Origin of the sequence: Cupriavidus necator (genome assembly GCF_013141915.1) — a bacterium.
GTDB lineage: Bacteria > Pseudomonadota > Gammaproteobacteria > Burkholderiales > Burkholderiaceae > Cupriavidus > Cupriavidus necator_B.
Genome location: NZ_SROX01000022.1, coordinates 105310 through 120518, shown reverse-complemented (window position 1 = coordinate 120518; position 15209 = coordinate 105310). Strand labels below are relative to the sequence as shown.

Annotated in this window: 15 protein-coding genes; 12 read left to right on the top strand and 3 right to left on the bottom strand. The window is 64.7% G+C overall.

All coding sequences use genetic code 11. From position 1 onward, the window contains the following. The 3 genes from E5S69_RS28725 to E5S69_RS28715 all read right to left on the bottom strand — a co-directional run. Nucleotides 1-788, bottom strand: a 788-nt coding sequence (locus E5S69_RS28725; protein WP_171517833.1) for a citrate/2-methylcitrate synthase, incomplete at its 3' end; no start/stop codon positions are given. A gap of 51 nt (nucleotides 789-839) precedes the next feature. Beyond that, the gene (locus tag E5S69_RS28720; protein ID WP_171517832.1) at nucleotides 840-1820 is read right to left on the bottom strand and encodes an aldolase/citrate lyase family protein; all 981 of its coding nucleotides are present in this window, start codon (nucleotides 1818-1820) and stop codon (nucleotides 840-842) included. A 127-nt stretch (nucleotides 1821-1947) separates the two neighbouring features. Continuing rightward, the gene (locus E5S69_RS28715) at nucleotides 1948-2931 is read right to left on the bottom strand and encodes a malate dehydrogenase (RefSeq protein WP_171517831.1); all 984 of its coding nucleotides are present in this window, start codon (nucleotides 2929-2931) and stop codon (nucleotides 1948-1950) included. Nucleotides 2932-3333: 402 nt separating this feature from the next. Between E5S69_RS28715 and E5S69_RS28710 the strand changes: the two genes are divergently transcribed. The 12 genes from E5S69_RS28710 (at nucleotide 3334) to E5S69_RS28655 (ending at nucleotide 14956) form a co-directional block, all read left to right on the top strand. Next, nucleotides 3334-4218 (top strand): GntR family transcriptional regulator, encoded by an 885-nt coding sequence (locus E5S69_RS28710; RefSeq protein ID WP_171517830.1) that lies wholly within the window; start codon nucleotides 3334-3336, stop codon nucleotides 4216-4218. Nucleotides 4219-4495: 277 nt separating this feature from the next. Then, nucleotides 4496-4906, top strand: coding sequence for a succinate dehydrogenase, cytochrome b556 subunit (gene sdhC, locus E5S69_RS28705; protein ID WP_012353373.1), 411 nt, complete (start codon nucleotides 4496-4498; stop codon nucleotides 4904-4906). Nucleotides 4907-4917: 11 nt separating this feature from the next. Beyond that, nucleotides 4918-5283: a succinate dehydrogenase, hydrophobic membrane anchor protein gene (gene sdhD, locus E5S69_RS28700; protein WP_012353372.1), complete on the top strand. Its 366-nt coding sequence runs from the start codon at nucleotides 4918-4920 to the stop codon at nucleotides 5281-5283. Nucleotides 5284-5286: 3 nt separating this feature from the next. After that, nucleotides 5287-7065 carry a succinate dehydrogenase flavoprotein subunit gene (gene sdhA, locus E5S69_RS28695; protein ID WP_171517829.1) on the top strand — a complete coding sequence of 593 codons (1779 nt, stop codon included), beginning with the start codon at nucleotides 5287-5289 and terminating at the stop codon, nucleotides 7063-7065. A gap of 34 nt (nucleotides 7066-7099) precedes the next feature. Beyond that, a complete protein-coding gene (locus E5S69_RS28690; RefSeq protein ID WP_011298473.1) occupies nucleotides 7100-7801 on the top strand; it encodes a succinate dehydrogenase iron-sulfur subunit in 702 nt (233 codons plus the stop codon). Between the two features lie 78 nt (nucleotides 7802-7879). After that, complete coding sequence (locus E5S69_RS28685) at nucleotides 7880-8167, top strand: succinate dehydrogenase assembly factor 2 (protein ID WP_171517828.1); 288 nt, start codon at nucleotides 7880-7882, stop codon at nucleotides 8165-8167. Between the two features lie 43 nt (nucleotides 8168-8210). Continuing rightward, the gene (gltA, locus tag E5S69_RS28680; RefSeq protein WP_171517827.1) at nucleotides 8211-9512 is read left to right on the top strand and encodes a citrate synthase; all 1302 of its coding nucleotides are present in this window, start codon (nucleotides 8211-8213) and stop codon (nucleotides 9510-9512) included. Nucleotides 9513-10040: 528 nt separating this feature from the next. After that, on the top strand, nucleotides 10041-11156 hold the full coding sequence (locus tag E5S69_RS28675) for a branched-chain amino acid ABC transporter substrate-binding protein (protein ID WP_171517826.1): 1116 nt from the start codon (nucleotides 10041-10043) through the stop codon (nucleotides 11154-11156). A gap of 85 nt (nucleotides 11157-11241) precedes the next feature. After that, nucleotides 11242-12168 carry a high-affinity branched-chain amino acid ABC transporter permease LivH gene (livH, locus tag E5S69_RS28670; protein WP_018005204.1) on the top strand — a complete coding sequence of 309 codons (927 nt, stop codon included), beginning with the start codon at nucleotides 11242-11244 and terminating at the stop codon, nucleotides 12166-12168. Nucleotides 12169-12201: 33 nt separating this feature from the next. Then, nucleotides 12202-13461 carry a high-affinity branched-chain amino acid ABC transporter permease LivM gene (locus E5S69_RS28665; RefSeq protein WP_171517839.1) on the top strand — a complete coding sequence of 420 codons (1260 nt, stop codon included), beginning with the start codon at nucleotides 12202-12204 and terminating at the stop codon, nucleotides 13459-13461. An 8-nt stretch (nucleotides 13462-13469) separates the two neighbouring features. Further along, complete coding sequence (livG, locus tag E5S69_RS28660; protein ID WP_171517838.1) at nucleotides 13470-14255, top strand: high-affinity branched-chain amino acid ABC transporter ATP-binding protein LivG; 786 nt, start codon at nucleotides 13470-13472, stop codon at nucleotides 14253-14255. After that, complete coding sequence (locus tag E5S69_RS28655) at nucleotides 14255-14956, top strand: ABC transporter ATP-binding protein (protein ID WP_171517825.1); 702 nt, start codon at nucleotides 14255-14257, stop codon at nucleotides 14954-14956. The genes livG and E5S69_RS28655 overlap by 1 nt, the downstream gene beginning before the upstream one ends. Nucleotides 14957-15209: the final 253 nt, after the last annotated feature.

Genomic DNA, 15209 nt, shown 5'->3' with positions numbered 1-15209 from the left:
TCGGCCTGGGCCTCATCGGGGTTGTCGTAGCGCTTCTGGATCTCGAACGCGACTTCGTTGGCGCCGCCGTGCTTGGGACCGCGCAGCGCGCCGATCGCGCCGGCGATCGACGAGTACATGTCCGAGCCCGTGCCGGCGATCACGCGCGCGGTGAAGGTGCTGGCGTTGAACTCGTGCTCGGCGTACAGGTTGAGCGAGGTGTTCATGGCGCGCTCCCACAGCGCCGACGGCTTCTCGCCGTGCAGCAGGTGCAGGAAGTGGCCGCCGATGGATTCATCGTCGGTCTCCACCTCGATACGGCGGCCGTTGTGGCTGTAGTGGTACCAGTACAGCAGCATCGAGCCGAGGCTGGCCATCAGGCGGTCGGCAATATCGCGCGCGCCCGGGGTGTTGTGGTCTTCCTTCTCCGGCAGCACGGTGCCCAGCACCGACACGCCGGTGCGCATCACGTCCATCGGATGGGCGCTGGCAGGCACCCATTCGAGCGCGGCCTTGACGTTGGCGGGCAGGCCGCGCAGGCTCTTGAGCTTGGCCTTGTAGGCGGCGAGCTCGGATTTGGTCGGCAGCTTGCCGTGCACCAGCAGGTGGGCGATTTCCTCGAACTCGCAGGTCTCGGCGATGTCGAGGATGTCGTAGCCGCGGTAGTGCAGGTCGTTGCCGGTGCGGCCGACCGTGCACAGCGCGGTGTTGCCGGCGGTCACGCCCGACAAGGCGACGGATTTCTTGACCCGCGGCGCCGCCGGCGCGCTCGGCGCGGCGTCGGGTGCAACGAACTTCGAGGCGGACATCCGTGTCTCCTTGGGCGCTGCCCGGAGGGGTTCTTGGTATCGGTATCGGCTTCAGCCGAAGAACAGCGCTTCCACGGTGGCTGGCAGCGGCGTGCCGGTGGCCTGCGCGCGCTGCAGCAGCGACCAGTAATAGCGGTAGCTGGCGCGGTCGTGCAACTGGCCTTCATGGCGGATCGGTGCCCAGTTGTTCTCATGCGCGGCCAGCAGGATCTGGCTGGCCGCGCCGATCTCTTCCGCGCCCGGGCGGAACGCCGCCACGATCGGGGCGATCTGGCCCGGATGGATGCTCCACTTGCGCAGGTAGCCGAACTCGCTGCGCGCGCGCAGCGCATCGTCGCCAGCGCGCTGCGGCGCTTGCACGTCGGTGCTGACGTTGTGCGAGGGTACCTTGCCATGGCGGTGGCACGCGGCGGAGATCTCCAGCATGGCGCGGCGCACCAGCGGGTGTTCGAACTGCTGTGGCGAACGCATGGCCTCGCCGGGAATCGCGCCATGGTGGGCCGAGACAAAGTCCATCAGGCCGAAGCTCAGGCATTCCACCTGCACCAGCGCGGCGATATCGAAGGCCTGCTCCAGCGCCGCATGGGTTTCGATCAGCACATGGATCGGGATATGGCGGGCGATGCCGGCACTGCGCGCCACCTGGTTGACATGGTCGGTCACGCGCGCGACCTCGACCACGTCGGTGACCTTGGGCACCACCACATAGGCCAGCCGCGCGCCGGCGGCGCGCACCAGCACGTCGACATCCTGGCGCCAGCTGGGGTGGGCCGGGTCATGGATGCGCACGCCCACCCGGTTGTGGGCATTGAGCGGGCCGTTGACCAGCTGCGCGCACAGCTCAGCGTGCTCGCGCTCGTGGCCCACGGCGGCGCCGTCCTCGCAGTCGAAGGTGATGTCGAAGACCGGGCCAAGCTCTTGCTGCAGGGCCAGCGATTTGCGCATCAGCTTTTCGCTACCCGCGTAATGGTCACACACCGGCAACTGGACCGGGATGGCTTCGCCCTGGAACAAGACCTCGGAAGGATGCACGTTGATTCGGAGATTGAAGTTGGCGGACAGGGCAGGGCCGCATGGCCGTTGCCTATGAAAAAACCGGGGTCCGCGCCGATTCTTGAATCGTTGCGGAACCCCGGTCTTTTTTCTGGCGCTCGGAAGATCAGCCCAGCAGATGCTGCACGCCGGCCTTTTCTTCTTCCAGTTCCTTCAGGGTGATATTGATCTTTTCCTGGCTGTAGGCGTCGATCTCCAGACCCTTGACGATCTCGTACTTGCCGTTGGCGCAGGTCACCGGGTAGCCAAACATGGTGTCGGCCGGGATGCCGTATTCGCCGTTCGACGGGATGCCCATGGTGACGACGCGGCCGTTGCTGCCCAGCACCCAGTCATGCACGTGGTCGATGGCGGCGTTGGCAGCCGAAGCCGCCGACGACAGGCCACGCGCCTCGATGATGGCAGCGCCGCGCTTGCCGACGGTCGGCAGGAACACGTCGTTGTTCCACACCGGGTCGTTGATCAGGTCCTTGACGCTCTTGCCGTCGACGGTGGCGTAGCGGTAGTCGGCGTACATGGTCGGGCTGTGGTTGCCCCACACGAACATCTTCTCGATCGACGACACCGGCTTGCCGGTCTTGGCGGCGATCTGCGACAGCGCGCGGTTGTGGTCCAGGCGCAGCATCGCGGTGAAGTTCTCGCGCGGCAGGTTCGGCGCCGACTTCATGGCGATGTAGGCGTTGGTGTTGGCCGGGTTGCCGACCACCAGCACCTTGACATTGCGGCTGGCGACTTCGTCCAGCGCCTTGCCCTGCACCGTGAAGATCTGGGCGTTGGCTTCGAGCAGGTCCTTGCGCTCCATGCCCTTGCTGCGCGGACGGGCACCCACCAGCAGGGCTACGTCGGCGTCCTTGAAGGCCACTTTGGGGTCATCGGTGATGACCACGCCGGCCAGCAGCGGGAACGCGCAGTCTTCCAGTTCCATCACCACGCCCTTGACGGCTTGCTGGGCTTGCGGGAGGTCGAGCAGTTGGAGGATGACCGGCTGGTCTTTGCCCAGCATGTCGCCATTGGCGATGCGGAACAGCAGGGAGTAGCCGATCTGGCCAGCGGCGCCGGTCACTGCGACGCGCATTGGGGCTTTAGCCATGAGTAAATCTCCAAACGATAGAAGGGGGAATGCCGGTCGGTGGCGCATCGGCGCCAGGATAAGGCGCGCGGTGTGTCACCGGGTGCTGGTTGTCGCCACAGCGGGGAGCGGCCGTCCGCCGGAGCCAGGTGGCGGGGCCGGTGGGGGAGAGCCACAACGGGTCATGGTGATGCAACAAAGCGTTAGTCTACTGCGAAGCGAGGCGCCATTTCCAGACCGGGCTGCTGCCGGGCCGGTACATTCCGCTATCCTGGCAGTTGCTGGCACGGGCCGTCGCGGGCGTGGACCAGCGCGAGTGTAGGCCCGGCCTCTCGCCCATGTCAATTCATATGTCTTATATAAGACATAAGACAATTAACGTAAGGCTGGACGTCGCTCGGCCTTTTGTGGTGAAATCGCGCTATGTCCTCCCTGCCTACGTCCCTGACCGGCGCGGCCGCCCCCGGCGCGCAGGATTCTGGCGCCGCCACGCCTGGCGCCGGGACGCAGCCGCTTTCGCCGCCTGCGCCGGTTCCCGCGCCGCACGCCGCCCCGCAATCTGGCCCTGCCCCTGGTCCGCAGTCAGTGCCGTCGCCGACGTTCAGTCCGCTTTACCAGCAGATCAAGGCGTTGATCACGCGCAGCCTGCAATCCGGCGAATGGAAGCCTGGCGAGATGATTCCCAGCGAAATGGAGCTGGCGTCGCGCTACAAGGTCAGCCAGGGGACGGTGCGCAAGGCCATCGACGAGCTCGCCGCCGAGAACCTGGTGGCACGCCGCCAGGGCAAGGGCACCTTCGTGACCACGCACCATGAAGATGTGGTCAAGTTCCGCTTCCTGCGCCTCGTCCCCGACGAAGGCGAACCCCATTATGGCGCCAGCCAGGTCCTGGAATGCAAGCGCCTGCGCGCCCCGGCTGAGATCGCGCGGCTGCTCGACATCCGCACCGGCGACAGCGTGGTGCAGATCCGCCGCGTGCTGAACTTCTCCGGCGAATCGACCGTGCTGGATGACATCTGGCTGCTCGGCGCCAACTTCAAGGGCCTCACCGCGGAAAAGCTGACCGAGTGGAAGGGCCCTATGTATGCATTGTTCGAGGCCGAATTCGGTACGCGCATGATTCGCGCCTCGGAAAAAATCCGCGCGGTGCCGGCCGATGAAACGGCGGCCGAGCTGCTGTCCGTACCGGTGGGCTCGCCGCTGCTGTCGGTCGAGCGTGTTTCCTACACCTATGGCGACCGCCCCGTGGAAGTGCGCCGCGGGCTGTACGTGACGACCAAGCACTATTACCAGAACGACCTCAGCTGAATCGGCGCCCAGCTTGATATTCGCGCGCCGATTATTGTGGATCTCTGCCAGCGTAATGCCGGCTGTTGCGCGACACGGTGGTCGTGGCCTGGTGACGGGCGTCGAATGTGCGTTGTGTGCGATTGTCGGGCGGCGCTGGCCGGGGCGCGATAGCTGAAAATTATTGGTGCAGCGCGCAACAAAGGCGCTAAAATCTCATGGATTTGCCCTAGTGCATCCCGTTGCATGCAGGGCAATGGCAGTTTCGTTTCTTTGTTTACCGCTAATGGGGTCTCGCATGGCTGAAGCCGTCAAACAAGCCAGGCCGGAGTTCCGGAATATCGGTATTTCGCAGATCGCGAAATACCGGTTGCCCTGGGCCGGCAAGGTATCCATCCTGCATCGCGTGAGCGGTGCACTGATGTTCCTCCTCCTTCCCTTCGTCCTGTATCTGTTTGAGCAGAGCATCACCTCCGAACTGAGCTTCGCAAAGTTCTCGGCCCTGTTGTCCGGCGGCTTTGTCAAGCTGGTTGTGCTGGCCCTGATCTGGGGTTATCTGCATCACTTCTGCGCTGGTATCCGCTTCCTGCTGCTGGATGTGCACGTTGGTGTCTCCAAGCCCGCCTCGGCCAAGTCTGCCATCAGCGTGCTGGTTGTGAGCCTGCTGCTTACCCTGATTTTCGGCCTGAAGCTGTTCGGCCTGTTCTGAGGAGAATCAAGGTGGCAAATAACAATATCGGTCCCAAGCGTCTTGTCGTCGGTGCCCACTACGGCCTGAAAGACTGGCTCGCACAACGTGTCACGGCTGTGGTCATGGTGGTCTTCACCGTGATCCTGGCCATTGCCTTCCTGCTGTCGAACGGCGCTTCGTATGAAGCGTGGGCAGGGCTCTTCGCCAACCAGTGGATGAAGATCATCACGTTCCTCACCATCCTGTCGCTGCTGTATCACGCCTGGATCGGCGTGCGCGACATCTGGATGGACTATGTGAAGCCGATGGCGGTGCGCCTCGTGCTGCAAGTTCTTACGATTCTGTGGCTCGTCGGTTGCGCGGGCTACGCTGCTCAGATTCTCTGGAGGGTGTAATAAATGGTCGCAGTCAAGACTGGATTGCCGCGTCGCCGCTTTGACGTGGTCATCGTCGGTGCTGGCGGCGCCGGGATGCGCGCATCCCTCCAGCTCGCGGAAGCCGGCCTGAACGTGGCCGTGCTGTCCAAGGTGTTCCCGACGCGCTCGCACACCGTGGCGGCGCAGGGCGGCATCGGTGCCTCGCTCGGCAACATGAGCGAGGACAACTGGCACTATCACTTCTACGACACCATCAAGGGCTCGGACTGGCTGGGTGACCAGGACGCCATCGAGTTCATGTGCCGTGAAGCGCCGAAGGTCGTGTACGAGCTCGAACACTTCGGCATGCCGTTCGACCGCAACCCCGACGGCACCATCTACCAGCGTCCGTTCGGCGGCCACACCGCCAACTACGGTGAAAAGCCGGTGCAGCGCGCCTGCGCCGCGGCTGACCGTACCGGCCACGCGCTGCTGCACACGCTGTACCAGCGCAACGTGCGCGCCAAGACCCACTTCTTCGTCGAATGGATGGCGCTGGACCTGATCCGCGACCAGGACGGCGACGTGCTGGGCGTGACCGCGCTGGAAATGGAAACCGGCGAGGTCTACATCCTCGAGGCCAAGACCACGCTGTTCGCCACCGGCGGTGCCGGCCGCATCTACGCCGCTTCCACCAATGCCTTCATCAACACCGGTGACGGCCTGGGCATGGCAGCGCGCGCCGGCGTGCCGCTGGAAGACATGGAGTTCTGGCAGTTCCACCCGACCGGCGTGGCCGGCGCGGGCGTGCTGATCACCGAAGGCGTGCGCGGCGAAGGCGGCATCCTGCGCAACAAGGACGGCGAGCGCTTCATGGAGCGCTACGCGCCGACGCTGAAGGACCTGGCGCCGCGCGACTTCGTCTCGCGCTCGATGGACCAGGAAATCAAGGAAGGCCGCGGCTGCGGCCCGAACGGCGACTACGTGCTGCTCGACCTGACCCACGTCGGTGCCGAGACCATCATGAAGCGCCTGCCGTCGATCCGCGAAATCGGCATGAAGTTCGCCAACGTCGACGCGATCAAGGAACCGATCCCCGTGGTCCCGACCATCCACTACCAGATGGGCGGTATCCCGACCAACTATCACGGCCAGGTCGTGGTGCCGAAGAACGGCAACCCGAACGAAGTCCTGAACGGTTTCTACGCGATCGGCGAATGCTCGTGCGTGTCGGTGCACGGCGCCAACCGCCTGGGCACCAACTCGCTGCTCGACCTGGTGGTGTTCGGCCGTGCTGCCGGCAACCACATCATCGCGCAGAACCTGAAGCAGAAGGAACACAAGCCGCTGCCGGCCGATGCCGCCGACCTGGCGCTGTCGCGCCTGGCCAAGCTGCAAGGCACGAGCTCGGGTGAATACACGCAGGATGTCGCCAACGACATCCGCAAGAACATGCAGTCGCATGCCGGCGTGTTCCGCACCCAGAAGCTGATGGACGAAGGCGTCGAGCGCATCCTGGAAGTCTCCGAGCGCGCCAACAACATCCACCTGAAGGACAAGTCCAAGGTCTTCAACACCGCGCTGGTGGAAGCCCTGGAAGTGGCCAACCTGGTGGAAGTGGCCAAGGCCACCATGATCTCGGCCGCGGCCCGCAAGGAATCGCGCGGCGCCCACGCGCACAGCGACTTCCCGAATCGCGACGACCAGAACTGGCTCAAGCACACGCTGTTCTACAGCGAAGGCAACCGCCTCGACTACAAGCCGGTGAAGATGGAACCGCTGACGGTGGAAAGCGTGCCGCCGAAGGCCCGTACCTTCTGAGCACCGCATCGTAGAGATAACAGGACCCACAGAAATGAAGCGTATTTTCGAAGTCTACCGCTACGATCCGGACAAGGATGCGGCGCCGCGCATGCAGACCTACGAGGTCGAGCTGGACGGCCACGAGCGCATGCTGCTGGACGCGCTGGTCAAGCTGAAGAAGCTGGACGAGACCATCTCGTTCCGCCGCTCGTGCCGCGAAGGCGTGTGCGGCTCGGACGCGATGAACATCAACGGCAAGAACGGCCTGGCCTGCCTGACCAACATGCGCGAGCTGCCGGACCGCATCGTGCTGCGTCCGCTGCCCGGCCTGCCGGTGGTGCGCGACCTGATCGTCGACATGACGAACTTCTTCAAGCAGTACAACTCGATCAAGCCGTTCCTGATCAACGACGAGCCGCCGCCCGAGAAAGAGCGCCTGCAGTCGCCGGAAGAGCGTGACGAGCTGGACGGCCTGTACGAGTGCATTCTGTGCGCCAGCTGCTCGACCTCGTGCCCGTCGTTCTGGTGGAACCCGGACAAGTTCGTCGGCCCCGCCGGCCTGCTGCAGGCTTACCGCTTCATTGCGGACAGCCGCGACCAGGCCACCAGCGAGCGCCTCGACAACCTGAACGACCCGTACCGCCTGTTCCGTTGCCACAGCATCATGAACTGCGTCGACGTGTGCCCGAAGGGTCTGAACCCGACCAAGGCCATCGGCAAGATCAAGGAGCTGATGGTCCGCCGCGCGGTGTGATCCTGCGGCTGTCTAAGCAGTAAGCGGCGCGTCAGCCAGAGCGGCTATATCTGGCGGGCGCGCCGAAAGTAGGAAGCCATGACCGAGAGTCCTGCCACCAACTTCTCCCATCAGGCCGATCCGCACAAGCGCGCCCGGTTGCGCTGGCGTGCCCGCCGCGGCCTCCTGGAGAACGACATCATCGTCGAACGTTTCTTCAACCGTTACGAGGAGAGCCTGTCCGACGAGGATGTGGCTTCGCTGAGCCAGCTGTTCGAGCTCAGCGACAACGAGTTGATGGACCTGCTCCTTGCCCGCAAGGAACTGGACGGTGAGCTCGACACGCCCCCGATGCAGCGAGTCATTGCCCTGCTGCGTACGGTCTGAGTTTTGGTCAACATTATTATTCACAGCATTTGAAGGATCCGACATGACGCCGTCCGATGTGAAAGCCACGCTATCGTTCTCCGATGGTTCCCCCAGCGTTGAGCTGCCGATTTACACGGGTACGGTTGGCCCGGACGTGATCGACATTCGCAAGCTGTACGGACAAACCGGTAAGTTCACCTACGACCCCGGTTTCATGTCGACGGCTTCGTGCAATTCCAAGATCACCTATATCGACGGCGACAAGGGCGAGCTGCTGTACCGCGGCTACCCGATCGAGCAGCTGGCGCAGAAGTGCGACCACCTCGAGACCTGCTACCTGCTGCTCAAGGGCGAGCTGCCCAACGCCAAGCAGAAGGAAGAATTCGTCGGCCATGTGATGAACCACACCATGGTCCACGAGCAGCTGCAGTTCTTCATGCGCGGCTTCCGCCGCGATGCGCACCCGATGGCCGTGCTGACCGGCCTGGTGGGCGCCATGAGCGCGTTCTACCACGACGCCATGGACATCGACGATCCGCACCAGCGCGAGATCTCGGCCATCCGCCTGATCGCCAAGATGCCGACCATGGTCGCGATGGCGTACAAGTACAACATCGGCCAGCCGTACATCTACCCGCAGAATGACCTGTCCTACTCGGGCAACTTCCTGCGCATGCTGTTCGCCACGCCGTGCGCCCCGTACACCGTGAACCCGGTGCTCGAGCGCGCGCTGGACCGCATCTTCATCCTGCACGCCGACCACGAGCAGAACGCGTCGACCTCGACCGTGCGCCTGGCCGGTTCGTCGGGCACCAACCCGTTCGCAGCGATCGCCGCCGGCGTCGCCTGCCTGTGGGGCCCGGCCCACGGCGGGGCCAACGAAGCCGCGCTGAAGATGCTGGAAGAGATCGGCAGCGTCGACAACATCCCCGAGTTCATCAAGCAGGTCAAGGACAAGAACTCGGGCGTGCGCCTGATGGGCTTTGGCCACCGCGTGTACAAGAACTACGATCCGCGCGCCAAGCTGATGCGCGAAACCTGCCATGAAGTGCTGAACGAACTGGGCCTGCACAACGACCCGCTGTTCAAGCTGGCCATGGAGCTGGAAAAGATCGCGCTGGAAGACGAATACTTCGTCAGCCGCAAGCTGTACCCGAACGTCGACTTCTACTCGGGCATCGTGCAGCGCGCGCTGGGTATCCCGACTTCGCTGTTCACCTGCATCTTCGCGCTGGCCCGCACCCCGGGCTGGATCTCGCAGTGGGAAGAGATGATCACCGATCCGGAATACAAGATTGGCCGTCCGCGCCAGCTGTTCGTGGGCGCCGCCACCCGCGACGTGCCGGACGTGGCCAAGCGCTAAGCTTGCCCTCGCTGCGCAGTGCAGCAATTGCAGACGCCCCGGCCCGCCGGGGCGTTTGTCTTTGTGGGCGGGGCGCACTTGTGCACTGCGGCGCGGGCAAGCGCAGGAAATTGCACCTTGAATGGTCCGGCGCGCAATTCATGGACAATTGTGTCGCGTTTTCCCAAATTCGTTCCGCATTTATTGTGCGATAGTCGCGTACCGCAGGAATTTTGACCCTATAATGCGGGCTGCTTTGCCGACGGCAGCCGGGCCACCCTTCCGGCATGCGGTGCGGCAAGCGGGGCAGGCGAATCGCTTGCGCAATAGAGAACGCATTACACGTTGTCTTTCCGAACCTTGGTCCCCATACCTCACGGGACTGACACTTGCCGGGCCCCGCATACGCTGTCTCTCCTTTGCAGGCTCGTCTTCCGCGTCTCGGGCCGCTGTCTCCCAGTCCGTCTCTGTAGTCCGCGGGTGTTGTTCGATTGCGCAGGTCATACCGTTTCTGCCCGGTTGACCCAAACATAAATCGAGGAGCTCCTGATGACGCTGTCCCGTCTTACCACCATTTCGCTGGCTGCCATGCTGGCTACCTTCGGCGCCGCCGCCAACGCTGAAACCGTGAAGATCGCCATTGCCGGCCCGATGAGCGGCTCGGTGGCGCAGTATGGCGACATGGTCAAGGCCGGTGCGCTGACCGCCGTCGAACAGATCAACGCCGCTGGCGGCGCCGGCGGCAACAAGTTCGAAGTGGTGCTGATGGACGACGCCTGCGAGCCGAAGCAGGCCGTGGCGGTGGCCAACAAGATCGTCAGCCAGAACATCAAGTACGTGATCGGCCACGTCTGCTCGGGCTCGACCATCCCGGCCTCGGACATCTACGAGAACGAAGGCATCGTGATGGTCACGCCGTCGGCCACCGCGCCGCAGCTGACCGAGACCAAGAAGCGCAACTTCATCTTCCGCACCATCGGTCGCGACGACCAGCAGGGTCCGGCCGCGGCCCAGTACATCATCAACAAGGTCAAGCCGAAGAAGGTCGCCGTGCTGCACGACAAGCAGTCGTACGGCCAGGGCATCGCCAGCTCGGTAAAGAAGGACCTGGAAGCCGCCAAGATCCCGGTGGCCGTGTTCGAAGGCATCAACGCCGGCGACTCGGACTACTCGGCCGTGATCACCAAGCTGAAGTCGCAGGGCGTGGACTTTGTCTACTTCGGCGGCTACCACCCGGAAATGGGCCTGCTGCTGCGCCAGGCGCGCGAGCAGGGCGTGAAGGCCACCTTCATGGGCCCCGAGGGCGTGGGCAACAAGGACGTGACCGCGATCGCCGGCCCGTCGTCGGAAGGCATGCTGGTGACGCTGCCGGCCGACTTCTCGGCCGATCCGGCCAACGCCGGCCTGGTCAAGGCCTTTGCCGACAAGAAGCGTGACGCCAACGGTCCGTTCCAGATGCCGGCCTATGCCGCGGTCAAGATCATCGGCGACGCCATCGCCGGCGCCAAGAGCACCGATCCCACCAAGGTCGCGGCGTACATGCACAAGAACGCCTTCACCACGCCGATCGGCAAGGTCGAGTACGACGCCAAGGGCGACCTGAAGTCCTTCAAGTTCGTGGTCTACACCTGGCACAAGGACGCCAGCAAGACCGCCGCGAACTAAGCAGGCGCTCCTTCCCGCACACGCCCCGCCCGTACCCCGGGCGGGGCGTTCTGGTATCGGGCTTCAAGTTCCTGAGGCTTCCCCAATGAATGAATTCCTTCCACAGTTCACCCAGCAGCTGGTCAACGGCCTGACGCTGGGTGCGATCTATGCGCTGATCGCCATCGGCTACACAATGGTCTACGGCATCATCGGCATGATCAATTTCGCGCACGGCGAGATTTACATGATCGGTGCCTATGTCGGCCTGGTCACGCTCACCGCCATCGGCGCCCAGGCCGGCTACCCCCTGCCGCTGGTGCTCGGTGCCGCCTTGCTGGTCTCGGTGCTGGTCACCGGCGTCTACGGCTATGCGGTCGAGCGGGTGGCTTACCGGCCCTTGCGCGGCGGGCCGCGGCTGGTGCCGCTGATCTCCGCCATCGGCATGTCGATCTTCCTGCAGAACTATGTCCAGATCGGGCAGGGCGCGCGCGATGTGTCGGTGCCCGTGCTGATCTCGGGCGCCATCGAGTTCCAGATGGGCGGTGACTTCACCGTCACGGTGCCGTACTCGCGCCTGCTGATCGTCGGCGTGACGCTGGCGCTGATGGTGGCGCTGACGCTGTTCATCGGCCGCTCGCGCATGGGCCGCGCCTGCCGCGCCTGCGCCGAGGACATGCGCATGGCCAACCTGCTGGGCATCGACACCAACAAGGTGATCTCGTTCACCTTCGTGCTGGGCGCGATGCTGGCGGCGGTGGGCGGCGTGCTGATCGGACTGACCATCGGCAAGCTCAATCCCTTCATCGGCTTCATTGCCGGCATCAAGGCCTTTACCGCGGCGGTGCTGGGCGGCATCGGCAGCATCCCCGGCGCGATGCTCGGCGGCGTGCTGCTGGGCCTGGCGGAAACCTTCGCCTCGGGCTACATGCCGGCCGAATACAAGGACGTGGTCGCATTCAGCCTGCTGGTGCTGGTGCTGCTGTTCCGTCCGACCGGGCTGCTGGGCAAGCCCGATGTCGAAAAGGTCTGAGGGAGGCGAGACATGACCAACCAAGTTTCTGCAATGTCCGCCGGACAAGCCGTGCGCGGCGCCACGCCGGGCCAGTCGTTGAAGAACGCGATCACGGCGGCGGTGATGACCGCCATCCTGACCATCCCCATCCTCGGCCTGCAGCTCAAGCTGGAGGGCTACAAGGTGGTGCTGGAACCGCACTGGCGGCCCGTATGGATCGCCGTGGCCGCGGTATTCCTGTTCCAGCTGTTCAAGCCGATGCTGACGCGCGCCGGCAGCGCGGTGCGCCTGCCGGCGCTGCCGGCGCTGGGCGCGCAGCAGCAGCGCGTGGCGGTGTGGGTGCTGCTGGCGGTGGGGCTGGTGTGGCCGTTCTTCGGTTCGCGCGGCGCGGTCGACGTGGCCACGCTGGCGCTGATCTACGTGATCCTGGGCCTCGGCCTGAATATCGTGGTGGGCTATGCCGGCCTGCTCGACCTGGGCTATGTCGGCTTCTATGCCGTGGGCGGCTATACCTACGCACTGCTGAACCAGTACTTCGGCCTGACCTTCTGGGAATGCCTGCCGATCGCGGCGGCGATGTCGGCGGGCTTCGGTTTCCTGCTCGGTTTCCCGGTGCTGCGCCTGCGCGGCGATTACCTGGCCATCGTCACGCTCGGCTTCGGCGAGATCATCCGCCTGCTGCTGAACAACCTGACCAGCCTGACCGGCGGCCCCGACGGGGTCTCGGGCATTCCCAAGCCCAGCGTGTTCGGCATCGAAATGGCGCGCAGCGCCAGCGTCGAGGGCGCGCGCACCTTCCACGAGCTGATCGGCCTGGATTACGCCAGCCAGCACATGGTGATCTTCCTTTACCTGATCGCGCTGCTGCTGGTCGGCTTCACGCTGTTCGTGACCAGCCGGCTGATCCGCATGCCGATGGGGCGCGCCTGGGAGGCGCTCCGCGAGGACGAAATCGCCTGCCGTTCGCTGGGCCTGAACCCGACCCGCATCAAGCTGTCGGCGTTCACGCTGGGCGCCTCGTTCGCCGGCCTGGGCGGCGCGTTCTTTGCCGCGCGCCAGGGCCTGGTCAATCCGGAGTCGTTCACCTTCATCGAATCGGCGCTGGTACTGGCCGTGGTGGTGCTGGGCGGCATGGGCTCGCAGCTGGGAGTGATCCTGGCGGCGATCCTGCTGACCGTGCTGCCCGAAGTGGCACGTGGCTTTGCCGAATATCGCATGCTGATCTTCGGCCTGGTGATGGTGCTGATGATGATGTGGCGTCCGCAGGGCCTGCTGCCCGCGAGCCGCCCGCACGTGGAGCTTCCCCGATGAGTGCAGCAATGAATGCGCCGAGCCATACCACGGCAGAACTGCTGAAGGTGTCGGGCCTGCAGATGCGCTTCGGCGGCCTGCTGGCCGTCGACGGCATCGATTTCGATGTGCGCAAGGATGAGGTCTTCGCCATCATCGGCCCCAATGGCGCCGGCAAGACCACGGTGTTCAACTGCGTCGGCGGCTTCTACAAGCCGACCGCGGGCGAGGTCTCGCTGGACGGGCATGCCATTGCCGGCCTGCCGAGCCATATGGTGGCGCGCAAGGGCCTGGTGCGCACGTTCCAGAACATCCGCCTGTTCCGCAACCTGACCGTGGTCGAGAACCTGCTGGTGGCGCAACACCTGCAGGTGCAGTCCGGCATCCTGCGCGGGTTGTTCGCGACGCCGGCCTACCGCCGCGCCGAGCGCGCAGCGCTGCAGCGTGCCGGCCAGTGGCTGGAGCGCATGGGCCTGACCAGCGTCGCCAACCGCGAAGCGGGCACGCTTTCTTACGGCCACCAGCGCCGGCTCGAGATCGCGCGCTGCATGATCACCCAGCCCCGGCTGCTGATGCTCGACGAGCCCGCCGCCGGCCTGAACCCGCAGGAGAAGATCGAGCTGCAGCAGCTGATCGACCAGCTGCGCCGCGAGTTCGGCATTGCCGTGCTTCTGATCGAGCACGACATGAGCCTGGTGATGGGCGTGTCCGACCGCATCCTGGTGATGGAACACGGCAAGCCCATCGTGATCGGCAAGCCCGAAGCGGTGCGCAACGACCCGCGCGTGATCAAGGCCTACCTGGGAGAGGACTGATGTTGAAGCTGGAACGGGTCCATACCCACTACGGCGCCGTCGAGGCGCTGTCGGGCGTATCGATCGAAGTCAACAAGGGGGAGATCGTCACCCTGATCGGCAGCAACGGCGCCGGCAAGACGACGCTGATGATGACCGTGTGCGGCACGCCGCGCGCCTCCAGCGGGCGCGTGCTGTTCGAAGGGCAGGACATCACCCAGCGCTCGACGCACGAGATCATGCGCCTGGGCATGGCGATCTCGCCCGAGGGCCGGCGCGTGTTCCCCAGCCTGACGGTGCTGGAAAACCTGAAGATGGGCGCTTTCTTTGCCAGGCGCGACGAGATCGAGGCGGGCATCGAGCACGTCTTCAAGCTGTTCCCGCGCCTGAACCAGCGCGCGGGCCAGCGCGCCGGCACCATGTCGGGCGGCGAGCAGCAGATGCTGGCGATCGGCCGCGCGCTGATGAGCCGGCCGCGGTTGCTGCTGCTGGACGAGCCAACGCTGGGGCTGGCGCCGTTGATCATCGCGCAGATCTTCGACATCATCCGCACCATTCGTGACGAAGGCGTCACCGTGTTCCTGGTCGAGCAGAACGCCAACAAGGCGCTGCAGGTGGCGGACCGGGGCTATGTGCTGGAAACGGGCAAGGTGGTGCTGGCGGATACCGGCGCCAACCTGCTGGCCAACGACCGGATCAAGGCCGCCTATCTCGGCGGCTGATGCCGGCCGGCCGCCGCGCTTGCCGCGGCGGCCGCTTTCTGCTGCCATCCGCGTTTTCGCCATACGCGAAATCCCCCTTTCGCCAATCACATTACATTGCAGCCCCCTTCGGGGACCGGGCAGGGGACCGAGCGCCATACCCCCTGTGGCATAATCGATTGCCAAGTCAAGCATTGCCGCAACGCTTGAAATAACGCGCGCTTCCAGTGGCTTTCAGCAACTTCCGGCGCGATCGCCACGATCGCGCGCCGGT